Origin of the sequence: Clostridium bowmanii (assembly GCF_018861315.1) — a bacterium.
GTDB classification, from domain to species: Bacteria; Bacillota; Clostridia; order Clostridiales; family Clostridiaceae; genus Clostridium_AD; species Clostridium_AD bowmanii.
Genome location: NZ_JAHLDL010000007.1, coordinates 1 through 25,116, shown reverse-complemented (window position 1 = coordinate 25,116; position 25,116 = coordinate 1). Strand labels below are relative to the sequence as shown.

At 29.8% G+C, this 25,116-nt stretch carries 31 protein-coding genes; 1 reads left to right on the top strand and 30 read right to left on the bottom strand.

The features are described from left to right. Positions 1–11: 11 nt before the first annotated feature. The 29 genes from KPL51_RS06305 to dapF form a co-directional block, all read right to left on the bottom strand. Entirely contained in the window at positions 12–464 is a 453-nt protein-coding gene (locus KPL51_RS06305) for an arginine repressor (RefSeq protein ID WP_216158585.1), read from the bottom strand. Beyond that, the gene (locus KPL51_RS06300; RefSeq protein ID WP_216158582.1) at positions 433–1,314 is read right to left on the bottom strand and encodes an NAD(+)/NADH kinase; all 882 of its coding nucleotides are present in this window, start codon (positions 1,312–1,314) and stop codon (positions 433–435) included. Before KPL51_RS06300 ends, KPL51_RS06305 begins: the two co-directional genes overlap by 32 nt. A 60-nt stretch (positions 1,315–1,374) precedes the next feature. After that, the gene (locus KPL51_RS06295) at positions 1,375–2,187 is read right to left on the bottom strand and encodes a TlyA family RNA methyltransferase (RefSeq protein ID WP_216158580.1); all 813 of its coding nucleotides are present in this window, start codon (positions 2,185–2,187) and stop codon (positions 1,375–1,377) included. Between the two features lie 35 nt (positions 2,188–2,222). Beyond that, positions 2,223–4,085, bottom strand: coding sequence for a 1-deoxy-D-xylulose-5-phosphate synthase (gene dxs / locus KPL51_RS06290; protein WP_216158578.1), 1,863 nt, complete (start codon positions 4,083–4,085; stop codon positions 2,223–2,225). Positions 4,086–4,237: 152 nt separating this feature from the next. Further along, positions 4,238–5,107: a polyprenyl synthetase family protein gene (locus tag KPL51_RS06285; RefSeq protein ID WP_216158576.1), complete on the bottom strand. Its 870-nt coding sequence runs from the start codon at positions 5,105–5,107 to the stop codon at positions 4,238–4,240. Positions 5,108–5,151: 44 nt separating this feature from the next. Next, positions 5,152–5,385: an exodeoxyribonuclease VII small subunit gene (locus tag KPL51_RS06280; RefSeq protein WP_216158574.1), complete on the bottom strand. Its 234-nt coding sequence runs from the start codon at positions 5,383–5,385 to the stop codon at positions 5,152–5,154. After that, entirely contained in the window at positions 5,385–6,590 is a 1,206-nt protein-coding gene (gene xseA, locus KPL51_RS06275; RefSeq protein ID WP_216158572.1) for an exodeoxyribonuclease VII large subunit, read from the bottom strand. The genes KPL51_RS06280 and xseA overlap by 1 nt, the downstream gene beginning before the upstream one ends. Further along, positions 6,580–7,428: a bifunctional 5,10-methylenetetrahydrofolate dehydrogenase/5,10-methenyltetrahydrofolate cyclohydrolase gene (locus KPL51_RS06270; RefSeq protein ID WP_216158570.1), complete on the bottom strand. Its 849-nt coding sequence runs from the start codon at positions 7,426–7,428 to the stop codon at positions 6,580–6,582. Before KPL51_RS06270 ends, xseA begins: the two co-directional genes overlap by 11 nt. A 172-nt stretch (positions 7,429–7,600) precedes the next feature. Beyond that, a complete protein-coding gene (nusB, locus tag KPL51_RS06265; protein WP_216158568.1) occupies positions 7,601–7,996 on the bottom strand; it encodes a transcription antitermination factor NusB in 396 nt (131 codons plus the stop codon). Between the two features lie 85 nt (positions 7,997–8,081). Further along, positions 8,082–8,471 carry an Asp23/Gls24 family envelope stress response protein gene (locus tag KPL51_RS06260; RefSeq protein ID WP_216158566.1) on the bottom strand — a complete coding sequence of 130 codons (390 nt, stop codon included), beginning with the start codon at positions 8,469–8,471 and terminating at the stop codon, positions 8,082–8,084. 81 nt (positions 8,472–8,552) lie between these two features. Next, positions 8,553–9,056: a SpoIIIAH-like family protein gene (locus KPL51_RS06255; protein WP_216158564.1), complete on the bottom strand. Its 504-nt coding sequence runs from the start codon at positions 9,054–9,056 to the stop codon at positions 8,553–8,555. A 52-nt stretch (positions 9,057–9,108) separates the two neighbouring features. After that, entirely contained in the window at positions 9,109–9,753 is a 645-nt protein-coding gene (gene spoIIIAG / locus KPL51_RS06250) for a stage III sporulation protein AG (RefSeq protein WP_216158563.1), read from the bottom strand. Positions 9,754–9,815: 62 nt separating this feature from the next. Continuing rightward, complete coding sequence (spoIIIAF, locus tag KPL51_RS06245) at positions 9,816–10,409, bottom strand: stage III sporulation protein AF (protein WP_216158561.1); 594 nt, start codon at positions 10,407–10,409, stop codon at positions 9,816–9,818. 54 nt (positions 10,410–10,463) lie between these two features. Continuing rightward, entirely contained in the window at positions 10,464–11,612 is a 1,149-nt protein-coding gene (gene spoIIIAE, locus KPL51_RS06240; RefSeq protein WP_216158558.1) for a stage III sporulation protein AE, read from the bottom strand. 9 nt (positions 11,613–11,621) lie between these two features. Continuing rightward, entirely contained in the window at positions 11,622–12,005 is a 384-nt protein-coding gene (spoIIIAD, locus tag KPL51_RS06235; protein ID WP_216158556.1) for a stage III sporulation protein AD, read from the bottom strand. Between the two features lie 59 nt (positions 12,006–12,064). Then, the gene (gene spoIIIAC / locus KPL51_RS06230; RefSeq protein ID WP_216158554.1) at positions 12,065–12,262 is read right to left on the bottom strand and encodes a stage III sporulation protein AC; all 198 of its coding nucleotides are present in this window, start codon (positions 12,260–12,262) and stop codon (positions 12,065–12,067) included. Between the two features lie 16 nt (positions 12,263–12,278). Next, positions 12,279–12,797: a stage III sporulation protein SpoIIIAB gene (spoIIIAB, locus tag KPL51_RS06225; protein WP_216158552.1), complete on the bottom strand. Its 519-nt coding sequence runs from the start codon at positions 12,795–12,797 to the stop codon at positions 12,279–12,281. Position 12,798: 1 nt separating this feature from the next. Continuing rightward, the gene (spoIIIAA, locus tag KPL51_RS06220) at positions 12,799–13,719 is read right to left on the bottom strand and encodes a stage III sporulation protein AA (RefSeq protein WP_216158550.1); all 921 of its coding nucleotides are present in this window, start codon (positions 13,717–13,719) and stop codon (positions 12,799–12,801) included. Between the two features lie 162 nt (positions 13,720–13,881). Then, positions 13,882–14,442: an elongation factor P gene (gene efp / locus KPL51_RS06215; protein WP_216158549.1), complete on the bottom strand. Its 561-nt coding sequence runs from the start codon at positions 14,440–14,442 to the stop codon at positions 13,882–13,884. A gap of 368 nt (positions 14,443–14,810) precedes the next feature. Then, positions 14,811–15,215 carry a hypothetical protein gene (locus tag KPL51_RS06210; protein ID WP_216158548.1) on the bottom strand — a complete coding sequence of 135 codons (405 nt, stop codon included), beginning with the start codon at positions 15,213–15,215 and terminating at the stop codon, positions 14,811–14,813. Positions 15,216–15,217: 2 nt separating this feature from the next. Further along, on the bottom strand, positions 15,218–15,664 hold the full coding sequence (locus tag KPL51_RS06205; RefSeq protein WP_216158547.1) for a hypothetical protein: 447 nt from the start codon (positions 15,662–15,664) through the stop codon (positions 15,218–15,220). A gap of 6 nt (positions 15,665–15,670) precedes the next feature. After that, complete coding sequence (locus KPL51_RS06200; protein ID WP_216158546.1) at positions 15,671–16,492, bottom strand: hypothetical protein; 822 nt, start codon at positions 16,490–16,492, stop codon at positions 15,671–15,673. A 73-nt stretch (positions 16,493–16,565) separates the two neighbouring features. Next, positions 16,566–16,988 carry a hypothetical protein gene (locus KPL51_RS06195; protein WP_216158545.1) on the bottom strand — a complete coding sequence of 141 codons (423 nt, stop codon included), beginning with the start codon at positions 16,986–16,988 and terminating at the stop codon, positions 16,566–16,568. Next, a complete protein-coding gene (locus tag KPL51_RS06190; protein WP_216158544.1) occupies positions 16,978–17,436 on the bottom strand; it encodes a prepilin-type N-terminal cleavage/methylation domain-containing protein in 459 nt (152 codons plus the stop codon). Before KPL51_RS06190 ends, KPL51_RS06195 begins: the two co-directional genes overlap by 11 nt. Further along, positions 17,430–17,879: a PulJ/GspJ family protein gene (locus KPL51_RS06185; RefSeq protein WP_216158543.1), complete on the bottom strand. Its 450-nt coding sequence runs from the start codon at positions 17,877–17,879 to the stop codon at positions 17,430–17,432. Before KPL51_RS06185 ends, KPL51_RS06190 begins: the two co-directional genes overlap by 7 nt. Beyond that, positions 17,860–18,303 carry a type II secretion system protein gene (locus KPL51_RS06180; RefSeq protein ID WP_216158542.1) on the bottom strand — a complete coding sequence of 148 codons (444 nt, stop codon included), beginning with the start codon at positions 18,301–18,303 and terminating at the stop codon, positions 17,860–17,862. The genes KPL51_RS06185 and KPL51_RS06180 overlap by 20 nt, the downstream gene beginning before the upstream one ends. Positions 18,304–18,345: 42 nt before the next feature. Beyond that, a complete protein-coding gene (locus tag KPL51_RS06175; protein WP_216158541.1) occupies positions 18,346–19,542 on the bottom strand; it encodes a type II secretion system F family protein in 1,197 nt (398 codons plus the stop codon). 74 nt (positions 19,543–19,616) lie between these two features. Continuing rightward, a complete protein-coding gene (locus KPL51_RS06170) occupies positions 19,617–21,296 on the bottom strand; it encodes a GspE/PulE family protein (protein WP_216158539.1) in 1,680 nt (559 codons plus the stop codon). A gap of 197 nt (positions 21,297–21,493) precedes the next feature. Next, entirely contained in the window at positions 21,494–22,315 is an 822-nt protein-coding gene (gene dapF / locus KPL51_RS06165; protein WP_216158847.1) for a diaminopimelate epimerase, read from the bottom strand. 235 nt (positions 22,316–22,550) lie between these two features. On the opposite strand from dapF, the gene KPL51_RS06160 reads away from it, so the two are divergent. Further along, the gene (locus KPL51_RS06160) at positions 22,551–24,290 is read left to right on the top strand and encodes an Rqc2 family fibronectin-binding protein (RefSeq protein ID WP_216158537.1); all 1,740 of its coding nucleotides are present in this window, start codon (positions 22,551–22,553) and stop codon (positions 24,288–24,290) included. A gap of 679 nt (positions 24,291–24,969) precedes the next feature. Here the strand turns inward: KPL51_RS06160 and KPL51_RS06155 are convergent. Continuing rightward, entirely contained in the window at positions 24,970–25,083 is a 114-nt protein-coding gene (locus KPL51_RS06155) for a zinc ribbon domain-containing protein (protein WP_446681735.1), read from the bottom strand. Positions 25,084–25,116 lie beyond the last annotated feature (33 nt).

Sequence of the window (25,116 nt, the reverse complement as noted above, 5' to 3'; positions counted from 1 at the left end):
ACTAACTCCTCCTATTCACTAATCATTTTTTTGATTTTTTGTACTATTTCTTTCATATCTTCTTCTCTTCTAGCTAAAATAAAAACAGTATTATCCCCAGCTATAGTTCCCACAATACCAGTGAATTTTAGTGAATCCAAAGCTTCAGCAGCAGCAGGTGCAGATCCCGATATAGTTTTAAGTACTATAAAATTATCCACATGATCTACATAAAGCACAGTCTGGCAAAAAATATTAACCAGCTTATTTGATAAAAAACTGTCTTCTGGTGAAATAGTAGCATACTTGTGAGTTCCATGTGCATTCATAACTTTGATTAATTTTAATTCTTTTATGTCTCTAGATACGGTTGCTTGAGTAATATCAAACCCCTTACCTTTCAGTTCCTCTGCTAGTTGCTCTTGAGTTTCAACTTCTTTAGCCTGAATGATCTCAATTATTTTCGCATGACGTGCAATCTTCATTTTTTTCTCCCTCACAATCAGTTGTTCTAGAAATTATTTTTTTTCTCAAAACTTCAAAATAGTTGTAATCATTAAATTTTACCAATCTACATTTCTTATTTGAAACATTCACTAATATTTTCTCATAGTTATTTAGCTCTATTGCGCGTTGTCCATCGAGAGTCAAAAATATACTTTCTTGTTCACTTTTTACACTTATAGATATTTCACTTTTAGAATCTAGGACTATAGTTCTCATAGATAGTGATAATGGACAAATTGGGGTTATAGCTATAACATCTAGATTAGGGTAAATTATAGGCCCACCTGCAGATAGTGAATATGCGGTTGAACCTGTTGGTGTAGATATTATAAGCCCATCCCCTGTAAAATCTATATAAAATTTATTGTCTATGAAAAGCTCATATTTAACAACTCTCGCAAGGGTCCCCTTTGATACAATAATATCGTTTAGTGCAATATATTTTTCAGGTTCTCCCCGAAGTGGCAAAGTGCAATTAAGCATCATCCTGTCTTCTACATAATACTCATCTTCAAAAACTTTTTTCGTAGCATTTTCAAATTCTAAAAGCTCCACACTGGTAAGAAAGCCTAAATTTCCTATATTCACCCCGAGTATTGGAATATTAGAATTATTTAGATTTCGCGCTGTTCGAAGTATTGTCCCATCACCGCCTAATGCGATAATAATATCTAAATCATTATATTTTATATTTTCAAGGCCTTTGGAATCTTTAAATATAAATATATTGGTTTCATCAATATATTTATTGATAATATCTTTCACATATTTCATTATTTTGCCATCTCTATCTTTTGTGGTATTTATGTTAATGCCAATGTTTTTCATAGTTCCTCCTTGCCCTTCTCTATATCAACTGTCTGCTATTAATTATTATCTCAATTACTCTTAGTTTAAACTTTTATGGGCTTCACTAACTAATAGTTCTATACTTTCTCCTATAAAGCTTACATGATCCCCTTTAGTTTTGGTAAAATAAATTAAATATTCAATATTACCGTTAGGTCCTTTTATAGAAGAGTAATTAACATTAATAACCTTTACATTTAGATCTTCCAAAAATTTTAAAACTCTAATTATAACCGCCACATGTTGACTTTGTTTTTTAACCACACCTTTTTTGTTTACTATGCCTATGCCAACTTCGAATTGTGGTTTTATTAGAGCTACAACACCAGCATCACTTTTTAATAGACTCAGTATACTGGGAATGACTTTCTCGAGTGAAATAAATGACACATCTATACTAGCAAAATCCCCAAGTTCTTCTATCCTATCTCCATTTAAATATCTTATATTTGTATGTTCTAATGATATTACTCGCGCATCAGCTCTCAGCTTATTATCTAACTGATTTGTTCCAACATCTATAGAGTATACTTTGCAAGCCCCATGTTGGAGCATGCAGTCTGTAAACCCTCCTGTAGATGCGCCTATATCTAAACAGACTTTCCCTAAAAGATCAATATCAAAGGAATTTATAGCCTTTTGAAGCTTTAATCCACCCCTACTTACATAGGGATTATCTTCTCCAATAAATTCAATATTAGATGACAAGTCTACTTTCTTTCCGCATTTTGTAGTTTTAATCCCATCCACAAATATATTTCCAGCAATAATATTTTCTTTGGCTCTTTCTCTAGAAAATAAAATTTCTTTTTGAACTACAAGAACATCTAATCTCTCTTTATTGTCTACCATGAAAAACTCCTTAAAGACCAACTAAAGTGGCTTATTTAAATTAGTTTTAAAATACTTTCGAAAATTCCATCCACATCTAATTTATATAATTTATATAATATATCAACTGTTCCGTGAGGAATAAATTTATCTTTAAACCCCAAAGCAATAACTTTTGTGTTTCCATTTAATGAATTTACATACTCAAGAACCATAGAACCCAACCCTCCATGTATAACGTTGTCCTCTATAGTCACTATGGAATAGTTTTTATCTACTAGCTCTTTTATTAATACTTCATCAATTGGCTTAATAAAACAGGCATTAATTACAGTAGCTTCTATTCCCATATTGTTTAATTTTTCTCTAACTAAAACGGCATTTTGAACCATTTTGCCTGTAGCTATAAAAGCTATCTTGCCGCCATGAAAAAGTATTTCCCATTTTCCTCTTATAAAGTTTTTAATAGAAGACATCTTTATATTTGGATTGTCCCCTCCCCTAGGGTATCTTATAGCAATTGGGTAATCTTGTTTAACTGCAAAAGCGAGCATTGACTTAAGTTCGCTTATACATTTTGGGGCCATAATTGTCATATTAGGAATATGAGATAAATATGATAAATCAAATATGCCTTGGTGAGTTTCTCCATCTTGACCAACAACTCCAGCTCTATCTATAGCAAAAATAACAGGTAACTTTTGAATGCATACATCATGTAAAATTTGGTCATAAGCCCTCTGAAGAAAAGTAGAGTAAACTGCAAAAATAGGTTTTAAGCCTTGAGATGCCATTCCCGCAGCCATAGTAACTGCATGTTGTTCTGCTATTCCCACATCAAAAAATCTATTAGGAAACTCTTTTGAAAACATTTCAAGCCCTGTGCCCTCTGGCATGGCCGCTGTTATTGCAACTATATTTTTATCTTCCTTTGCAAGCTCGACCATCTTCTCTCCAAAAGCATCAGAGTAACTTTCTTTAGAACTACCACATAATTCTCCAGTTAGAGGGTCAAAGGGACCTGGTCCGTGAAATTTACGTGGCTGTTTTTCAGCGAACTCATAACCCTTGCCTTTTTTAGTTATAACATGAATAATTACTGGTCCATCTATATTTTTAGCTAGCTTTAAAACCTTACTTACTGCTTTAATATCGTGTCCATCTATAGGTCCTAAATATTTTATACCCATATGTTCAAATAACATTCCTGGCACTACAACCTGCTTAATTCCATCCTTAATTTTATGGATAGAATTAACCATACCGTTACCTACACTAGGAATCTTTCTAAGTGTAGAATTTATCTCTTTTTTTATTCTGTTATAAGTTGGATCAATTCTAAATTCATTTAAATATTTAGATATTCCCCCAACATTTTTAGATATAGACATTTGATTATCATTGAGCACGATAATCATTCTAGTTTTCCTAAATCCTATATCATTTAATGCCTCAAAAGACATGCCTCCTGTAAGTGCACCATCACCTATTACTGAAATAACATCATAATCCTTTTGTTGCAAGTCTCTAGCTCTTGCCATGCCAATTCCTGCAGAGATAGAAGTACTACTGTGGCCTGCTTCAAAGCTGTCATATTTACTTTCTTCTCTATTAGGAAAACCGCTGAGTCCTCCAAAATTTCTAAGTGTGTCAAATTTATCTTTTCTTCCTGTAAGAATTTTATGCACATAGGATTGGTGACCTACGTCCCATACCACTTTATCACTATTAAAATCAAAAACATTATATAAACTTAGAGTTAATTCTACTATACCTAAATTAGAAGCTAAATGGCCTCCTGTTTTAGACACTTTTTCCAGTAGAAAACACCTAATTTCTTTTGCAAAAGAATTTAATTCTTGTATTGACATTTTTTTCACTGAATTTATATCATCAAAATCATCTAAAATTTTACCCATATATTTCTAACCTCTTTTATTAATTATAATATTTTAGAAACAAAGAAAATTGCTCCAAATTATTGGTTATATTTTTATCTAAATACTTTATTTTTTTATAATTGTTAAAATTTAACCACCTTTTATGGAGACATTATATCATATAATAATATTTAATATTCTCTTTTCAATAAAAATTCCGTGATTTCTTCTAAATGTACTGTATTTTTTTGTAGCTTTTTTAATATTTCAAAACATTCCTGTGTTAAATCCTTACACTTTTCTTTGCATTTTTCTAATCCATACATAGTTATAAAAGTTGTCTTATTGTTACACTGGTCATGTTTTACATTTTTTCCTAAAATATGTACATCACCAATTATATCTAATATATCATCTTTTATTTGAAAAGCCAGCCCTAATTTCTCACCATAATCATTTAAAATATACAGATCTTCTTTACTGGCATTACCAAGTATTGCACCACTTACTATGGCCGCTTTAATTAATTGCCCGGTTTTATTTCTATGCATATAAAGAAGTTCTTCTTCTGATATTGAGCTGCCCTCGCTTAAGATATCACAAATTTGCCCAGCTATCATTCCCTGAGCTCCAGAGGCTTTTGCTATAATGGAACTTGCCTGGATTTTATTTAAATTTCCATCTAAACATTGCTCAAACATTAGTACCATTGCCTCATTTAATAATCCATCTCCTGCAAGTATTGCTATTGCTTCACCATAAATTTTGTGATTTGTAGGCTTTCCCCTACGCAAATCATCGTTATCCATACTGGGCAGATCATCATGAATAAGTGAATAAGTATGAATCATTTCAAGCGCTGCTGCAAAAGGTAAGATATTTCTATAGTCTTTCTTGTACATAGCATATGTTTGAAGCATTAAAATTGGTCTTATTCTTTTTCCTCCAACTTTTAAACTATAAATCATTGCTTCGAAGTTTCTATTATCCATCTCTGGCTTTTCATCAAAATAATCACTTATCCACTGTTCTAATTCACTCTTCATGGATTTTATATTCATTTTATCCCTTCTTTTCTTTATATGTTTTTAAAAAACAGTGTACCTTAACTTTTAATAACTTCCGGTAGTGGCATAAAATCTTTTTCACCTTGCTCCGTTAATATTTTTATTTTACCTTCTGTATCATTTAAAATTTTATATAAACTGTTACAAATTTTTATACCCTCTTCATAAATAATCATAGTTTGTTCCAATGTAATTTCGTTTCCATCCATTAGGCCTACAATTTCTTCAAGTCTTATCATCATATTTTCATAAGATTCTTTTTTCTTAGCCATTAAAATACCTCCAACTCACTTATTTTAAATTTAGCATTGCCATCTTTCAAAGTGATTTTCAATTGTTTTATATTTTTCAAATTTTTGATTTCGCTAATAACTCCATCATCATTATTTTGTAATAATGCATATCCCTTATTTAAAACATTCAAAGGGTTATGTGCCTGCAATAGAGCATTGTATTTGGAAAGTTTCTGCTTTTCTAATGAAACCACAGCATTAAATTTATAATTTAAATTTTCTTTCAAATTATCTATATGAATATATTGATTAACTATATAATTTAGAGGGTTATTTATTTTCAATGTTTTATTTAGCAAATTAACTTTATTATATTCTTTAGTCACCTTAAAACCCACAGATCTTAATAGTAGTTCTCTATATGCACTAATTTCATTATTTAACTCTTTTAAATTCTTCACCACAATTTCTGCCGCGGAGGATGGCGTTGGCGCTCTATAATCAGATACAAAATCAGCTATAGTAAAATCAGTTTCATGACCAATTCCAGTAATTATAGGTATTTTAGAATTATAGATTTCCAGAGCTAAATTTTCTTCATTAAATGCCCATAATTCTTCTATGGAGCCTCCTCCTCTTGCTATAATTATACAATCAACATCTCTTGAGGTATTAAAATACTTTATTCCAGCTGCAATGTCCGCGCTTGCATTTACCCCTTGGACTAATGCAGGGTATATAAGGATATTAACCAGTGAATTACGCCTTGTGGCAACGTTTATAATATCTTTAATTGCAGCTCCTGTTGGTGATGTGATTATTCCTATGCGCTTAGGAAAAGAGGGTATATTTTTCTTGCGTCGGCTATCAAATAATCCTTGCTTTTCTAATTTTTCTTTTAAATTTTGATAAGCTAAATATAATTGTCCCTCTCCGTCCGCCTCTATGTCGTCACAATAAAGCTGATATGCGCCCTCCCGCTCATAAACAGAAACCCTACCCCTAGCAATAACATTCATGCCATCTCTAGGTGTAATCTTAAGTTTATACGTTTGTGATTTAAACATTACACAATTTATCTTTCCAAATGCATCTTTTAGTGAAAAGTATATATGTCCGCTAGAATGCAATTTCACATTAGATACCTCTCCTTTAACATTAGCATTGTTTAATATAAAGTCACTATCTATTACTTTTTTAATATACCCATTAAGGGCAGTTACTGTAATTACTTTAATAAACATTGTTCCTCCATGCTACGCAAGCATTTTTTATAAGCATTGTAGTAGTCATTAGTCCCGTTCCACCTGGTACAGGGGTTACATAGCCTGCGACGTCAATAACCTCGTCAAAGCACACGTCTCCAGTAATTTTACCATTTACCATTGTAGTACCAACATCTATAACAACTGCTCCTTCTTTAATAAAATCACTTGTAACGAAACTTGGTCTACCTATAGCGGCAACCAAAATATCCGCCGCTCTGCAAATTTCCTTTAAATTTATTGTTTTAGAGTGACATATAGTTACTGTTGCATCTTCATTAAGTAATAATTGCGCTGCTGGCCTACCTACAATATTACTTCTACCTATAACAACAGCATGTTTGCCTTTAATAATGCAACCTGTATTTTTAATCATTTCAATGACACCAAGAGCAGTACAGGGAATAAAACTTTTATCTCCCTTATAAAATCTACCCATATTCTTATCAGTTAATCCATCAATATCCTTTTTATATGAAATTTTAGAAGTGATTTCTTTTTCATTAAATTTTTTGGGCAAAGGCAATTGAAGAATTATGCCATCCACACTATTATCATCATTAAATTTTTCTATAAGATCCATAATATCTTTCTCGTCAATGTCAATGCCTAAGTGAATACAACTATATGAAACCCCTAATTTATCGCAAAGGTTATTTTGACTTTTGACATAAGACAGTGATCCCCCATCTTCTCCAACTAAAATAGTTTTAATAGAGGGTACTCGGAGTCCAAGGCGAACTCCCTCACATATAATTGACTTTATTTCATTTCTATAATTTTCAACTATTGTCTTTCCATTAACTTTAATTCCCATATTATCCTCTCCTTTTATACATTTTAATAGATTAATTAGTATAAGAGATCCCAACCATAATTTCAAAATTCAGCTTTTATAGTAATAAAATAGACTAGCATATTATCTAGTCTATTTTCAAGCTACCTATACCACAAATAATGCGAACGGCTCTGATATTTAAGGGCACATTCTAAATCATTTTTGCTAAAATACCATTTATAAAAGCTGGTGAACTGTCTTCACCGTATTTTTTAGCAAGTTCTATTCCCTCATTCACTGAAACCTTACCCGGTATTTCCTCCTCGAATAATATTTCATATGTACAAATTCTTAAAATTGCTAGATTCATTTTTGATAACCTATCCAATTTCCACTTAATTAAGTACTTTTCAATATTCTTATCAATTTCAGCACCATTTTCATTAATTCCGGCTAGCACTTTTGTAATATATGACATGTCAATGTCTGTTAAATCTACATCTGTGTACTCTTTAAAATTTTCAATTATATCCTCATACTTCTCTTTGTTTATTGACATTTCAAAAAGTAATTTCATTGCTGCTTCTCTTGACTTTCTTCTATTCATTAGTTATCCTCCTATTTTTTCTATATTAAATTATGCACATATCTTTAACGTGGAAACACCCTCTGATTAGAGAGGGTGTTTACTCCTATGCTTCTATTTCCTCTACCTTTTCTGTTTTAGGTAGTACAACATTTTGTACATACACATTTACTGCCGATACTGCAAGTCCCGTCATGAGCTCTACAGATTTTTTTACATTTATTTGCGCTTGCTCTGTAACTTCTGGGATTTTAACCCCATATTCAACTACAACGTGTAAATCAATTACTGCACTATTTTCCCCTACATTGACTTTAACGCCTTTAGATAAATTTTTCTTTCCACTTAATATTTGAGTTATTCCACCAACTAGACTAGCGCTCATTCCAACAATTCCTTGTATTTCAGCAACAGCGAGTCCCGCTATGACACTAACTACATCCTCAGATATCTTAACGATACCCATATCTGTTTCATTTATAATTTTATCTTCCATATTAGTACCCCCTTGTTTAGCTTAGGTAAAACATGATAATGCTACATTTATTATAGCAGATAAATATTTGATTTACAATTATTATTCTTTAATGCTAACTACAATGTTTTCTAATTTTGTTTTACTCATTACAACATCTTGAATTGCACGTAGTTCTTCTTGTGAAAGTTCTTTTTTCGCGGTTTTAACTAATACATCTACCTTGTCATCTACTATACTGCACAATGCTTCTTCAAACCCTTGAGCTTTTATAGCAAGTTCGATGTCTGATTCATTTTGCGTAGCTACTGATATGCTTAGATATTGAGCAGCTGCAGCATCCTTTTGTTCTTTAGGAGTATTAGCATCATCGATTAGACCTTTGATTGTTTGAAGTGTTCTCGCATTGTCTTGATTTCTTGTTAATATTGCTTCCGTAAAATAGGTTGAAGAATTTTTACTTTGTTTTAAAGATATTGCACTCTTGTCATTACCAAAATCAGTGTCATTTACATATAATGGTCCATTAACCTTTGTTGCAAGATAACCTGTAACCACTATAAGTAGCACCAACGTAACAATTATACCAGACTGTTTTTTATTCATAATATTTCCCCCCATCAACTTTTCTAAGAAATTCTTTCTAAGAAATTATATGCTAATTATTCATAGGATATACATTAACTTTGTTTTCAGGCAAATTAAATAAATTAATTACTGCCTGTCTAATCCTAAGTTCAGTAACCTTTTCCACTGATCCTTCTGCCACAACACACACTCCAGTAATAGTGGGCTTGACTGTTTTTACAATAAGTGGTTCATTTGCGTTTCCATTATTGGACATAACTACAGTTCTTCCATCATTTTTTTGAGTGATATTTCTTTTTCCTCCTCCAGTATCATTTTCTACTGTAAGACTTTCAGAATCATTGATATTTACTGCAGGAACACTTTCTTCACCACTCTCAAAATATATCATCAATTGTACTTTTCCAACTCCCTTAATTTTTTCCAGAGTTGATCTAAGCTTGTTTTCTAATTGTGATTCATAATCAGTTAATCCTGTAATGTTATTTTCCACTGCAATCTTATCACTTTGTGGCTTATCAGCAACAGTTGAAGCGATCTTTGGTGTTTTGAAAAAGCTACTGGCTAAAACAATTACAACTGCAACTAAAATTAGAAGTACCAAATTTCCTAATAGTTTGTCAGATTTTTTACTATTACTCTTTTTGTCATCACTACTATTTAGTTTTGTTTTAATAAACTCAGTAATTTTACTAAGCAAATTATCATTATTCATAGAGCTCCTCCCTCTTTCATTATTTTTAATCCTAATGCTACACTAATTAATAGTCATAGGTTTTAAGAATTCACTTTATAAACAGTTATGATTTTACTAGATATTTTAAATTTACTACTTAAGAGCCTCTTTATTTTTTCCCCTTCTTCGCCATCTAAAATGTTTTCTTTAGATGCATTCACACTCTTAGTATTAATTTCTATTTTTTTAATATTTTTAACACCTTTTTCTACAATTTCAATTTGGACCCTATTAATACTAAACACTTTATTTTTATCATCATAATTTATTTTTATATCAGCATTGTACTGATTTTCTGGATAAGCATCCTGTAAATTTATAATACATTGAGCCTCTAAATTTTTTTTAAAATTTTCTGTGGTATTTAGTATGTTAGTATCTTTATATTTTTTAATATCTGTCACTGAGGTACTTGACTCCATATAACTTGTCGCTTTACTGGAATAAGAGTATAAATCAAAATCCTTATTAAAAATTTTCATTATAGGGTTTATAATTACTACAATTAGCATTAATCCTAATACAAATTTTGCATACTTTTTCATGTTATTATCAGGTAAAATCATTTCTACAGCAGTAATAAAAAATATAGCAACAGTAATGTTGGTTATCCAGACTTTCAATACATTTATCAAACTATCACCCCCTTCTTTTGATTTTCAACATAGCATGGACTATTAACTGTTACTTTAGCCCATCATTATACTTTTTCCGGTGGATGCTACTATTGCGACCATTATGAAAAACATTATACTTACAGATATTACACAAGACATTAAGAGTATAATAGAATCCCCTACTGAATTTATACAATCTACAGTACGACGATCACTTATAGGTTCAATTAGTGCAGCTGCCAACTTATACATGAAAGCCATAATTAGCAATTTTATAATAGGAAATAATACTATTATTATAAGAATAACCAGGCCTAACCCACTTATGGCATTTTTTAAAAGAAGTGAGTATCCTGCTACCGTTGAAATTGCATCCGATAATGCTTTCCCAACTACAGGTATAAATGTATCTACTGCAAATTTCGCTGTTTTTATAGTAACTTGATCTATAGTTTTTGCAGCTATGCTTCTTACTGTAATTACCGCAATAAATACTGTCATCACTATTCCCTGAACCCAAATAGCAATTTGTTTTAAAAGCTTTGTTAAGTTTTCTATTTTGTAATCACTAGATATATTATTAACAAATTGTAGTACGAAGCTCATAAATATTATAGGAATGAGAATATCTATATAAATTCTAGAACTTATAGTGGCAAAACCCATTATCACAGGGTCCAGTAGTGTGGCTTCTGTGAACCCTCCCACACTGGCCAGTAACATCATAAGAACGGGCATAAGTGATGCCATAAAATCTGTCATATTAAGAATGGTGTTTCTAGCTAGCTCTACACCTACATAAAAACTTTTAGTTATCAAAATGATCATCACACCATAACATGCAAAATAAGCAATGCTAGACAATCTCTCTTTACTAAATGCACTTTGAAGATTATGGAGCAATGCACAAACAATAGCAATAATCATAAGACTTCCAATTAACTCCATGGATGCAAGCACTTCTTTAAAAGTGAAGGCAATTAGATAAGTAGATATTTTTTTAAAAGTAAAACCATTTTCGCCAGTTTTCATAAATTCCTGAACAAAAGCTTTTGGCTCCATATCGTTAAATATTTCATACTTGGTCTTTATATTGGTAATATATTCATACAAATTATTTATTTCTGTTTGTTCCTTTTGTCCTATTTCACTTACTTGGGTAGCCTGTACACTAATTGGTAAACATATTAACATCAATAAAATTAATAATATTTTTTTCATATTATACCTCTACATTATTTTTAAAATAGATTGCATTACTGCCATAAGGATTGGTATCGCCAAAACTAATATTAATATTTTCCCTGCAAATTCAACTTTAGCTGCAATGCTATTCTCGCCAGCATCCCTGCAAATCTCACTACAAAAGGAAGCCAAATAGGCAATGCCAAGTATTTTAAAAACTGTGTTTAAATACACAACATCAATATTCGCTCTGTTTGCTAGTGTTTGCAAAAAACTCATTATTATGGTAAGTTTGTTTATCATAAATAAAAAAATTAATATTCCTGCTGCAATACTAACTTGAATAGCTAAATCATCTCTTCTGCCCTTAAATATAAGCACGATAAACAGCGCCATGAAAGCAAATGCCACAATTTTAATTATTTCCATAATGCCCCCCCTGTTTGTCTCTGTAGCAGAAAACAATTATCAATTATATTCTCCCTGTTTTAAAACTGAAACAAAGTTTTTACAGAAGTAAATAGTTTGCTAACTAGGTTAATAACCATCATAAGAATTAATATTACTCCAGCCAAATTTGCAACCACAGCGATATCATCCTTGCCTCCACTTTTTAAAATCTTATCAATAATAATGATTAGAATACCTGTTGCCCCTATTTTGAACAGCAAACTAACATCTAACAATTAAAAAACCTCCTCCCTATATTAATACTATTACCAGCACTGCCCCAAAAGAAAAACCTAAGTATCTATACATTTTTAAATTTTTATTCATAAATTCTTCTGATGTTTTAATTTGTTTCTTCAAATTTGCTATGGTAAGTAAAAATATACTGTTTTGCCCTTCAATATCCGATTCACCCAAAGTTTTAGATAAATCTAAAATAACATTTATATCATCAGAATTTAGATATAATCTACTTTTCACCGTATTCATTGCACTATTTATTGCTTCATATACATTCTCATAATCATTATCAGACAATAATTCACTAGTTTTATTAAAAAGTTCTTTTATAGGCTCTTTACTTTTATGCGCTATGCTTTTAAAAGCATCCGGCAAAAGGGTATGTACATAAGTTATTTCATTTTGAAGTTGATATATTGCTCTTTGAACTTCATTTAACTGAAAAACTCTATATTTAAGTCGCTCACTGTATATAAATCCTGCCAATGTTGAAGCCCCTAAAATCAATGCACATCCTATTATTTTAATCATATTATGACCTCCACAAATCTTTACCCACTGTAAAATCATAAATACATTCTATTGTTCCAATTCCACTTTTATTACTAAGCACTATGGCTCTTGAAAACACGTAATTTTCAACAAGATCTTTAAACACTAGTCTTTTATATAAATCTTCAATTCCAAAACCATGAATAGTTGTAATTAAACTAATTCCAGAATTTAATGCCATTAAAATACTCTCCATGTCCTTTTGGGTACCAATCTCATCACAAACTATTACCTCAGGTGACATACTTCTAATTGCCATCATAATTCCTTCACTCTTAGGACAATTATCTAGTACGTCTGTACGTATTCCAACTTCCATTTGTGGTATTCCTTTAAAAGAACCAGCTATTTCTGATCTCTCATCAATTATGGAAACATTTTTACCATGAAAATTTTTATTTTCATCGCCCTTAGATAATTGCCGTGTAATATCTCTAAGTAAAGTTGTTTTTCCACATTTAGGAGGAGATATGATAATTGTATTGTGCACTGAATTATTATAAGTAATATAAGGGATTACCTTATCAGCACAACCTATAATTTCTTTACATGCTCTTATATTTATAGATGAAATGTCTTTAATGGTTTTTATACTATTGTTTTCAATAACACATATTCCGCATAATCCAACTCTATGTCCACCTTTTATAGTAATATATCCCTGTCTAATTTCGTCCTCAAATGCATATATTGAATAATTGCTTATTCTCTGCATTATATATTTTATATCCTCGGTGGTTGCAATATAATCCCATATTTTTTCTTTACTACCAATGTGAATAAATATAGGCTTGTTTACTTTTATTCTAAGTTCTTCAAGTTCATGTATGTTGTCAATCTGTTCCAATTTGCTCCTAATAGTTTTAGGTAATATTTCAAATAAATCTTTTGTGGCTAACATTTTTCTCACCCTCTCATATATCATTTCTATTTTGAAACCTTGTAAAATATTCCATATAAATCTAATTTTTTTTAACTCAATGGAATTCACTTTAAATAATATATGTGGTAATCCCCAAAAAAAGAATAAAAAAAAAGAACCAAATTGGCTCTTTTTAAATATTTAGCTTACTCTTTCCATGTAATCGCCATTTCTAGTATCTATTCTTATAGTTTCACCTTCATTAACGAACATTGGAACTTGTATTATTGCTCCTGTTTCTACAGTAGCTGGTTTTGTTACACTTGATGATGTATTGCCTCTAACACCAGGTTCCGTTGCAGTTATAACAAGTTCTACAAAGTTTGGAGCTTCTACTGAGAAAGCTTCATCCTTATAGAATTTTATTATAGCAAACATATTTTCTTTTAAATATTTTATAGCATCTTCAACTTTTTCGTAGTTAAGTGGTATTTGTTCAAATGTTTCTTGATCCATGAAGTAGTATAATCCTTCAGCTGAATATAAATACTGCATTTCTTTTCTTTCTATAACTGCTTCTTGCAATTTTGTAGTTGGGTTAAATGTTTTTTCTGTAACCCCTTGGTTTATAACATTTCTTAATTTAGTTCTAACAAACGCAGCTCCTTTACCAGGTTTTACATGTAAAAATTCTATTACTGTATAAACTTGTCCACCTTCATCAAACGTAGTACCTTTTCTTATGTCTCCTGCTGATATCATTAAGTATCCCTCCAAAATTCATTCATAATTCAATTAACCCATTTATATTGTAACCTTATTAGGTAAATCGATACCGATTTATTAGTAAATTAATACCGATTTCTGCAGTTGTATTGTATCCGCCTAATTATATATTTAGAATTAATTTTTTAAGTTCGCTAGCGCTACTGTATCAATTACATTTATCTTAATTATAGCACTTGTTGCCACAATATATGCAAGTAAATGCAAACATTACAGAGTAACAATGTTATTTTATCAAAACTCAATGACATTTGCAAATATAATTATGCATTATTTGAATAATATTTTTATTTATATTTTTCTAAGACTCAAAATCCATATATCTTCATAAAAAAATAGTTAATTTACTTGTTTTTTTTAAAATCAATACTTATATTTATAGTATTTACATCCTTGTTAATGTTAATACTATTTATTCCTGAAAAATTTTTGTTTTCTTTTAATGAATTAAGGGAATTATATAGCAATTTTATATCACCTATGTAATCTACTTGAACATTGCATTTCTCATGCTCTAACATGTTTATAGATTTCACATCAAAATTCATGTTTTTTCTTAAAATTTCTAAAATATCACTATATCCATATTTTTCTATATTTTTAATATTACCATCTACTTTAATACTATAATCATTTTGGTTTTTATTTAGAAAAAATTTATCCTTCACAGAAATAAGCTTGAAAGATAAAATTCCCATTATCATGAGTAAAAAAGCTAATATTATTTTAAGTTGCCTGGTTTTATACATTTTTATACCTCTATTATAATTTTGAAGTTGTACTTTTCCCCATTTTTATTACTTGGAGTTAGTTCCTTTATAGAATAGTGATTTTCTATGCATCTTATTGCAATGATATATTCATCATAACTTTTAACTTCCATGTCTATTTCCAGACTTTTTTTGCTTATATTAATATTTTTGAAATTCAAATTATTCACCTCTAAAAAGCTACTCAATTCTTTATATTTTTCAACTGTGACTATATCCACAATATCAGTACTCAAAACACCAATATTATTATTTTTACTAGCATTATACACCTCTATACTATCTGCTTTATTGGATATATTAAGAATAAAACCCAACAAAATTATGTTTGCTATTATAATTATCATAATGCAAGTTTTAGTTCTTTTATATATTATTTCATTTTTTTTATCTTCGTACCAACTTGGAATGAAGGTTTTCTTTTTCATAGCACTTTATCCTTTTTTTATCATATATTTCACTAATTCTTCTTGCTTTAAATTATCTAATATAACCTTTGGTAATTTTAAATAAGTAAGTTCTTCAATACCTATTGCTTCATTATCTAATGCAATACTATCTAACTCTTTAACATTTAATTCTTTTATATTTGCATAATATATTTTTTTACACCGCAGCGCATAATCATTGTACTGTTCTAGAAATTCGTTCATTACATATGAAAACTTTATTATAGCTAACTCATTAACACTTATTATATTATTAGCCACAATTTCATTATCACAACAAATTAAAGAATATAAATTACAATCATAATAAAAAACCAATATATAGTCACTTTCATGGATTTTGTCTGAATAATAGTTTTTAAAACAAAATTGAATTAAGTTTATTTTCTTTAGATTAATGTTATTATCAATGCAATTTTTCAAAATATCTAAACTATTTCCCTGAAGGCAAAAAACTAATATTTCCATATTAAATTTGTCTTTACTTTTAAGCTTATAGGTAAACGCAATATGATCTATGTCTTTATAATAATATCTTAATTCATTTTTAATCATATCGTTAATTTGATGTTTTTTAACTGTTGGCAAGGTCATCAATTTAATATATACTGTTTCCCCTTCAACGAGCACGTATAAGTTCCTGTTTTTTATATGTAATTGAAAATCTTTTATATTTGCAATATCCTTTATATATGAATTTTGGAATGCAATATTGAATGCTTTATTCAATATAATATTTTTAGAAAATCCAGCTATTAAAATTTTATTGTTGGAGACTTCTAGAAACATATTCCTTCTAATCTTCATCTTTTCATCCTCTTTTCCCCTATTAATTTTAATAAATTTCTTCCAAACTTGCTACTTGCCACATTGATGAAACCTAGTAATACTCTGTTTTTATAAACACCAGCTTGAAACTCTCACCATTTGCTACTAATTTATAATAATCATTTCTATTTATTGTGTATTCGTAAGGTATTGTAAAAATTAATTCATTGGTTTTATTAGTGTAACTCACCTTTGATGCTCCATACTTTACTATGCTACTCTTGATATTGCAAAAAAAATCTATTGCTCCTACCTTTTTTATGCCTTCATTATTTTCATTAATATAAGTGAAAAATAAAGTCATTAGATATTCTTTATCCTTTTGGTATTCATTATGTTTTAATATGTATTTTTTATTACTTGTAGAGTATTTCACCTCTGCCATTTGAATATCAAAAATATACATCATTATAATTAAACAGATAATCCCTACTAAAATCGTATAAACCAATATAAATCCCTTTTTAGTTTGCATTTTCTATTGCTAAACACCTCTCAATTATTTGACCATTATACCAACTTACTTTAATGTAAAGAGTTTTCCCATATTTTATAGCCACAAAGTCTTTCACATCATCTATAATTAAGCTCTTATAGGAACTGTCCGAGGGTACACTATAGATTGTTCCATACAGCAGATAAAGATTGCTATTGATACGTTTTATGTGGTTTGTGGTGCTTCCATCACTGTAACTTATTTTAATGATATTACCCTCAGTTTTTACGTCCTTTGAATCCTCATTAACTTCCTTTTCAATTATTGATATAGCTTCATTTAGATAATTAAACCCCTTGTTTTCTATTACACTATTTTTGTAGTTTTTCAAGTAAGAGATAAGCATACTATCAACCACTCCCAGCATTAATAATACTAGGCTCATTGCCACTACTATTTCTATAAGTGTAACTCCCTTTTTCACCATTCATGATATCCTTTATAGAAATCACATTGCAATTGTACAATATTATTTGGTCCACCAGCATATAGAGAAAGTCTTAACGTGTATAACTTAGATTCATATTTTAAATAACTCAATTTTATATAGGGCCCCCCCACAGATGATGCTTTCGAAAAGGCATCCATTACATTGTTTTGAATTTTGTTAACTGTCATATTTTCACTATTTATAAATGTTCTATTATCCATAAGCACCCCTTGAAGTTCTGTAAATGTCATAGTGTATATTATATTGTTTTTTAAAGTCTCCATTATGGATACATTATTATTTATACTTTTAATATCTTTTTTAATATTTAGAGAAGTTACGTTAAAACACATCATACAAATGAAAATCATAGAAAACACCCCTAAACTAACCAATACCTCTAATAAGGTAAACCCTCTTTTACTTGATAAGTTTGACATATTCTGTACCTACTCTCATTGTAATTATATGTTTTACTAAATTATTGTCTATTAAAACAATTGTGCATGCATCATTAGTAAACCCGTCCTTATCAAAGATAATGTCACTATTATTTCGCCTTCCTATCACTTCATACAATGTTATCTTATTTGAGAATATTAATTTATTTACCGTGGTAGTTCCCTTTTCCAACTTAATTTCATTTTTTCCTCTATCAAAAGTCACAATTGCACTACAAGAATTTTCTCTACAAAACATTTTCGAATTATTAATAAAACCTACTGTAGCATTACAATAATAATCTGCATCTACTTTGTTTTTTATTGTTTTATAATATTCTAAAGAAACTATGCTGACTCCTCCAATTATGCTTATAATAGCTAAAACTACTACCATCTCTATCAATGTAAATCCTCTACGCATAAATTCACCTTTCTCATATATCTAAATACTAAATAAATTCATTTAAATTTTTCCAGCAGAGTCCATGACACTTAGCATAGGAAGCATAACCGCCAGTATTATTGTACCAATCATAATACCTAAAAATATTATTAGGATTGGTTCTAGTAGTGCAGTGCCTTTCTCTACCTTTTCCTCTGCTTCTTCATAAAAGATATCTGCAGCGGTCAAAAACATTTCATCCAAATTACCGGTTTCCTCACCTATTCTTACCATAGCCACAAAGAATTGTGGAAATAGGTTCATTGCATTTAAACAATCTGCTAGATCTCTTCCTTTTTTTATATCATTAAAAACGGTTTTAAGTTTTAACTTAAAATATCTATTACCAATAACATCATAGATTATTTCAAAGGCTCTAAGCAGTCCCACCCCGCTACACAATAATATATTAAGTCCTCTAGTAAATCTTGTGTAAATAAGGTGTTTATAAACAGGTCCTAATATCGGACACCTAAATTTGAATTTATCAAAAGCTAACTTCCCATTTTCCGTTTTAAAATATTCCATAAAAATAAAAGCTAAAATTAAATTAATTATTAAAATCCACAAGAAATTTTGTCCTAAAAAATTACTAGTTCCTAAAACAATTCTAGTTATTAAAGGAATATCTGCATTAAGAGAATTTAAGTTTTTAATAAATATAGGTATTACCTTTATAAACAAAAATAATGATACAATAGTTAATGTTAGAAATACTGTACAGGGATAAATCATTGAATTAACGAATTTTTTTGTGAGCTTATGCTCTTTTTCATAATATCTAGACAATTCCTCCAGTATTGTATCTAACTTACCACTCTCTTCCCCTAAATAAATCATGTTTATTAGAAACTCAGGATATATATTTCTAGTGTTTTTCATACTTGCATATAGCGAATTCCCCTTTTGTACATTTTCTCTAATGCTAATAAGACTATTTTTTATAGCTTTATGTAACATTTGCTCATAAAGCAAATTAAGAATATCACATATAGGTATACCTGATTTAAGACATATTGAAAATTGCTTGCAAAACATTGATATAATTTTCAAGTTAGGTCTAGTAGAAATTTCACTTATTTTTTTTATACTCCTACCCTTTATTAAAAATATTTCTTGCGCCCGTAATCCCAATGCTAATTCTTCTATACTATCACTTTCAGCGCTACCCTTTATTATTATTCCATTTGAGGTTTTAGCCATGTATTTATATTTCATTTTATATTTCACCTATCATTGTTCATCTTGCGGAAATAACTAGTCATTATGCTATTATACCTCCACAAGATAACCTATTTGAAATTATAGCTGTAAGTAGCATTCACAAATTCTTCTATTGAAGTTACACCGCTAAGCACGGAATCTCTACAACTCTCCATAAAAGAACTTGATTTATTTTCATTACAATATTTCCATAACTCATCACTTATGCCGCTTCTTGCTATAATAGATTTATGAACACTATCTAATTTTAGTAATTCATATACCACAGTTCTCCCTTTATATCCAGTTTTATTACATTTATTACATCCTACTGCACTATATATTTTGTCGCCTGTTTTAAAACCTAAATGCTGAAATTCGTCATGAGTAATCTCGTGTTCAATTTTGCAATGGCAACATAATTTTCTTATTAATCTTTGGGCTAATACTACAACTAATGAATCTGCAACCAAATATGATGGAATACCCATATCTATTAACCTAGATATGGATGTTACTGCATCATTTGTATGAAGCGTTGATAAAACTAAATGTCCTGTTATTGATGCTCTTACAGCAATTTGTGCAGTCTCCTCATCCCTTATCTCTCCAAGCATTATTACATCTGGGTCTTGCCTCAAAATGCTTCTTAGGCCCGTAGAAAAAGTAAGCCCTGCTTTAATATTCACATTTACCTGATTAATTCTAGGCATATTATATTCTATTGGATCTTCTATAGTAATGATATTTTTGCTTTTACTATTGATTTCATTTAAAAGTGCATATAAGGTAGTGGATTTACCGCTTCCTGTAGGTCCTGCCACAACAATCATTCCATGAGAAAGTTTTAATATATCCTTTAAAATCTGAACTTTATCGAAGCTAAAGCCTAATGAGTCTAGATTAATGAATTTCTCTAATTTGTATAGAACTCTTATAACAAGTTTTTCTCCATACATTGTTGGGAGTGAGGATACCCTAAAATCATAATCTGTTCCATCTATGTTTTCAGTTATCTTCCCATCCTGAGGTATTAGTTTAGTTGCTATATCTATATTTGCCATTATTTTAATTCTTGCACATAAAGATTTATATACACTACTGGGAATCTGATTTATTTCATTTAGGATGCCATCTACTCTCATTCTAAGTATGGCAAAATATTTAAAAGGCTCTAAGTGAATGTCACTAGCTCCTGAATTCACTGCCTGCTTTAATAAGGAATTTGTTATCCTTATAACCGGTGCATTTTCAGCAAAAAGTTCGCCCTCCATCTCCTCATTTTTTTCTTTATCTTCTAGCATATATTCTTTTTTAAGCTCTTCAACTGCCACATCCACAATTTGTTTTCCATAGCAGTTTTCAATAGCTTTTAATATATTACTAAGTAAAGCAAAAAATACTTTAATTTTTTTATTGGTTATAAATCTTAACTCGTCGATAACTTTTATGTCAAAGGGATTTGAAAAAGCCACATGTAACTCATTATTTTCATAATAAAAAGGAATTAAGCTATATCTGCTGGCTATCTCCTTTGAGATTAATTTAAAAGCTCCATTATTCCCATTGTTAGATTCTAAATCCATATAGGGTATACTAAAATCATTCTCTACTATTGAAATAAGCCCATTCAAATCTACTTTTATGTCACGCAGAATTATTTGCTCTTCGCTAAAATTGCTATTAAATGAACTCGCCTTCACGTCCTTATAGCATTGCTCTGTAATTAAGTTTTTATCTAGTAGTAATTGGAGTAAATTTTTTTTCATAATATTTACCTTTTCTAATTTTAATTTATAGGATATCCACTTGTAATCATTGTCATTTTTTTTAATATTATTCATGATTTATAAAGAAATTTTCCACAAAACAAAAAAAGTATATATTACGCATATTGCAATGCGATTAATGCATTACACGTAATATATACTTTTTTTTACGTATAGAAATATTCAAGTTGCTCACTTCATATTAGAAAAAAATGTCCTTCAAAAGTTGTTTCTGCTGGTCCTTCCATTAAAACTTCATCCTTAATAATCTCTACGGTAAGGATTCCACCAGGAACCTGCACAGTTACTTTTCCATCTATATATCCAAGCCTACTTGCCGCTACCACAGAGGCACAGCTACCAGTTCCACAGGCTAGTGTTGGCCCTGCGCCTCTTTCCCAAGTTTTAACCCTTATCATATTCTGCCCTAATACTTCACAAAAGTTTACATTCGTCTTTTGTGGAAATAGACTATGCTGTTCAATAAATTTTCCTTCCTCTATGCAATAATCCTCATGTTTCCCAAAAACAATAGTATGGGGCACACCCATAAACATTGAAGTAATATAATATTCTTTATGATTAGCCTCTATTTTTCTATTAATTATTTCACTCTCAGCTAAAGCGGGAATACTAATTGGATTAAAATTATATTTTCCCATATTAATAGTTACACTTTCTACTCTTCCGTCTTTAACACAAATATTTGCAAACTTTACACCGTCACCAGTTTCAATTTTTATATTTTCCCCTTGCACATGTTTTTTTTCCCAAACATATTTAGCAAAACATCTTATACCATTTCCACACATAGATGCATAAGAGCCATCAGCATTAATAATTACCATCTGAATATCCGCTATATTACTCTTTCTAACTACTAAAATTCCATCTGCACCTATGCCAAAATGCCTATCACAAAGTTTTATAGCAAGTCCCTCTAAATTGGCATAGTTACACTGAAAATCCTCAATAACAATAAAATCATTTCCCGTTCCCTGCATTTTTGTAAAATTTATAGTTTCCAAATTATTCCTCCTTCTTATCATGCTCTACAATGACTTTTCAATAATTTTCTTTAATGGTATACTGTTAATTATAGTATATCTCATATTATGCTTAATTCATAAAAATTCATTTAATGTTTTTATGCATTTTGCTAGATGTGAGTTTATCATTTAAATAGTATATTATATAATGCATTATTTAAAAATGTAAATATATAGTATTAAAACAACAGGAAGGATGATATATATGGCATTAGATGGAATTTATTTATCCAGCCTCATTGAGGAAATAAAAGATGTAATCATAGATTGTAGAGTTGATAAAGTAACACAACCAGAAAAGGATGAAATTATATTAAGCTTTAAAAAAAATAGAAAAGTCCATAAGTTATTAATAAACTCAAGCTCTAATTATCCTAGAATTCACTTTACTGAGCTTAATAAAGAAAACCCAATAAAAGCCCCTATATTTTGCATGGTTTTAAGAAAATATTTAAATACCGCCACGGTATTAGATGTAAGACAACTAAATTCAGATAGATTACTAATTATTGATTTTAAATCTAGCGATGAATTAGGCTTTGATAGTGTATACTCGTTAATAATTGAAATAATGGGTAGACATAGTAATATTAGTTTAGTTCGCAACCGTGATAATCTAATTATGGATAGCATTAAACACGTTACAGCAGACGTAAATAGCTTTAGAGTTATATTCACTGGAGCAGAATACGTATATCCACCAGTTTCTACAAAGCTAGATCCTTTCAACTTTAATTATGAAGAATTCTATGAGTATATAACCACTAAAGAAATACAATTTAGCGAAAAATTTTTTACAGGCACCTTCACAGGAATAAGCGCTAAACTTTCAAAAGAACTGGTATATAGGTATTCTACAGAAAATAATAACTTTGATTTAGATCATGCTAAACCTATTTATGATTTTACAGAAAACCTATTTAAAAACTTAAATAAAAATATATTTTTAGCATCCTATGCTAACAAAGGCAAACTAGAAGACTTTCACTGTATTAAACTTACTTCTTTAAAAGATTGTGAATACGCCAAGTATGATTCACCTTCTAAATTAATAGAGAATTTTTATGTTCAAAAGGATACCCATGATAGGTTAAATTCTAAAAGTGCAGACCTTCAAAAGATAGTTCATAATAATATCAACCGTTGTGATAAAAAGGTAAAAATACTTAAAGAAACCTTAAAAGAATGTGAAACTAAAGGTTGCTATATGTTAAATGGCGAACTCTTAACTGCAAATATATATTCACTAAAAAAAGGTGATAAGGTTGCCAGTGTTGTAAATTATTATAGTGAAAATGGAGAATACGTTCAAATCAAACTTGATGAAAATAAAACTCCCTCACAAAATGTTCAATACTACTATAAAAAATACAACAAATTTAAAATAGCAGAAGAAATGGCAACAATTCAGATGGTTCTTACTGAAAATGAATTAAAATATCTTCACTCTGTACTAACTAACATAATAAATGTGGAAAATTATAGTGCAATTGAAGATATTAAAAATGAGTTAATAGAAACTGAATATATAACATTTAAAAAGCACAACAAAGGTAAAAATAAAAAAACAAAAGCAACAAAGCCTATGCATTTTGTTTCAAGCGATGGCATTGATATTTATGTTGGTAGAAATAATATTCAAAATGACTTTTTAACTTTAAAACTTGCAAATAAAAATGATACTTGGCTTCACACAAAAGAAATCCCAGGTTCTCATGTTATCATTAAAAACTTTGGTGATATACCTGAAACCACATTATTGGAAGCTGGAAACTTATCAGCATTTTATAGTAAATCTAAAAACTCCTCGAGTGTGCCTGTTGATTACACTCAAGTTAAAAACGTAAAAAAACCCTCCGGTGCAAAACCTGGAATGGTTATCTATTCAACAAATAAAACTATGTATATAACTCCTGTGGAAAGTAACTTAGAACGAGTGGAATAAAAAAAACGCGGACTATGTAATCTCTCCTACATGACTTGAAATAAGAGTTTGAAACGTGAAATTCCATTAAGGAATTCTAGTGTTTTGTTCATGGAAAATTCTCTGGCGCTCACATTCGCCGTCCTGCCTCAGGTTCACTAGCCTTCCTTCCTGGAAGGCTCACGAGAATTTTCCATTCACAAAACAAGAATTTCTAAATGGGATTTCAATGTTTCTGCTCTTCTTATTTCAAATCACTCCCAGAGAAATTCCATGCCAGCAATGTATCTACATAATCCAAAGAAAATTTCTTGTACTTCAGTTGAACTAAATCGGAGGGCAAGTAATTGGGCTTGCAAAAGTAAAATAACGTATTAATTATCATATAATTAATACGTTATTTTTCATTGATATAATTATATTTTCGTTGAAATTATATATAATAATTAATTTATTAAACCTAATCACATATAACATAATATATTTTTCTATGTTATATTTACAATAATAATAATAATAATAATAATAATAATAATAATAATAATAGTATAGTGAACCTCACATGATTGAAATCACGTGCTTCTAAGATCACTCTTAAAATTTCCCACATCGACGTCCTCGTAACCTACTAACTCCATGGGTGTTATATTTCGGATAAGTTCCTACCCTACATTTCCTCTATATGAATTTTTATAATTTATTAAATAGCCATTTCTAATCCTAATTCTTTTATTCCCTGTTTAAAAATATTTTTTGATGCATTTTCATCCCTATCATGAATGCTTTTACACTCTTCACAATTCCATTTTCTTATAGACAGCAGCTTAACCTTCTTATTTACTGCTCC

Bases quoted from the DNA above. Each gene is read 5' to 3' on its own strand.
- spoIIIAA (WP_216158550.1), bottom strand. From the start codon at position 13,719: ATGTTAGCCACAAAAGATTTATTTGAAATATTACCTAAAACTATTAGG.
- KPL51_RS06280 (WP_216158574.1), bottom strand. From the start codon at position 5,385: ATGGCTAAGAAAAAAGAATCTTATGAAAATATGATGATAAGACTTGAA.
- KPL51_RS06170 (WP_216158539.1), bottom strand. From the start codon at position 21,296: ATGAAAAAAAATTTACTCCAATTACTACTAGATAAAAACTTAATTACA.
- efp (WP_216158549.1), bottom strand. From the start codon at position 14,442: ATGATATCAGCAGGAGACATAAGAAAAGGTACTACGTTTGATGAAGGT.
- KPL51_RS06255 (WP_216158564.1), bottom strand. From the start codon at position 9,056: ATGAATAAAAAACAGTCTGGTATAATTGTTACGTTGGTGCTACTTATA.
- KPL51_RS06160 (WP_216158537.1), top strand. From the start codon at position 22,551: ATGGCATTAGATGGAATTTATTTATCCAGCCTCATTGAGGAAATAAAA.
- KPL51_RS06195 (WP_216158545.1), bottom strand. From the start codon at position 16,988: ATGCAAACTAAAAAGGGATTTATATTGGTTTATACGATTTTAGTAGGG.
- KPL51_RS06205 (WP_216158547.1), bottom strand. From the start codon at position 15,664: ATGAAAAAGAAAACCTTCATTCCAAGTTGGTACGAAGATAAAAAAAAT.
- KPL51_RS06180 (WP_216158542.1), bottom strand. From the start codon at position 18,303: ATGCGTAGAGGATTTACATTGATAGAGATGGTAGTAGTTTTAGCTATT.
- KPL51_RS06210 (WP_216158548.1), bottom strand. From the start codon at position 15,215: ATGTATAAAACCAGGCAACTTAAAATAATATTAGCTTTTTTACTCATG.
- spoIIIAG (WP_216158563.1), bottom strand. From the start codon at position 9,753: ATGAATAATGATAATTTGCTTAGTAAAATTACTGAGTTTATTAAAACA.
- xseA (WP_216158572.1), bottom strand. From the start codon at position 6,590: ATGTTTATTAAAGTAATTACAGTAACTGCCCTTAATGGGTATATTAAA.
- spoIIIAD (WP_216158556.1), bottom strand. From the start codon at position 12,005: ATGGAAATAATTAAAATTGTGGCATTTGCTTTCATGGCGCTGTTTATC.
- KPL51_RS06305 (WP_216158585.1), bottom strand. From the start codon at position 464: ATGAAGATTGCACGTCATGCGAAAATAATTGAGATCATTCAGGCTAAA.
- KPL51_RS06295 (WP_216158580.1), bottom strand. From the start codon at position 2,187: ATGGTAGACAATAAAGAGAGATTAGATGTTCTTGTAGTTCAAAAAGAA.
- KPL51_RS06190 (WP_216158544.1), bottom strand. From the start codon at position 17,436: ATGGTGAAAAAGGGAGTTACACTTATAGAAATAGTAGTGGCAATGAGC.
- spoIIIAE (WP_216158558.1), bottom strand. From the start codon at position 11,612: ATGAAAAAAATATTATTAATTTTATTGATGTTAATATGTTTACCAATT.
- dxs (WP_216158578.1), bottom strand. From the start codon at position 4,085: ATGGGTAAAATTTTAGATGATTTTGATGATATAAATTCAGTGAAAAAA.
- KPL51_RS06185 (WP_216158543.1), bottom strand. From the start codon at position 17,879: ATGTCAAACTTATCAAGTAAAAGAGGGTTTACCTTATTAGAGGTATTG.
- nusB (WP_216158568.1), bottom strand. From the start codon at position 7,996: ATGAATAGAAGAAAGTCAAGAGAAGCAGCAATGAAATTACTTTTTGAA.
- KPL51_RS06270 (WP_216158570.1), bottom strand. From the start codon at position 7,428: ATGGGAATTAAAGTTAATGGAAAGACAATAGTTGAAAATTATAGAAAT.
- spoIIIAB (WP_216158552.1), bottom strand. From the start codon at position 12,797: ATGATTAAAATAATAGGATGTGCATTGATTTTAGGGGCTTCAACATTG.
- KPL51_RS06175 (WP_216158541.1), bottom strand. From the start codon at position 19,542: ATGAAATATAAATACATGGCTAAAACCTCAAATGGAATAATAATAAAG.
- KPL51_RS06285 (WP_216158576.1), bottom strand. From the start codon at position 5,107: ATGAATATAAAATCCATGAAGAGTGAATTAGAACAGTGGATAAGTGAT.
- KPL51_RS06300 (WP_216158582.1), bottom strand. From the start codon at position 1,314: ATGAAAAACATTGGCATTAACATAAATACCACAAAAGATAGAGATGGC.
- KPL51_RS06260 (WP_216158566.1), bottom strand. From the start codon at position 8,471: ATGGAAGATAAAATTATAAATGAAACAGATATGGGTATCGTTAAGATA.
- KPL51_RS06200 (WP_216158546.1), bottom strand. From the start codon at position 16,492: ATGAAGATTAGAAGGAATATGTTTCTAGAAGTCTCCAACAATAAAATT.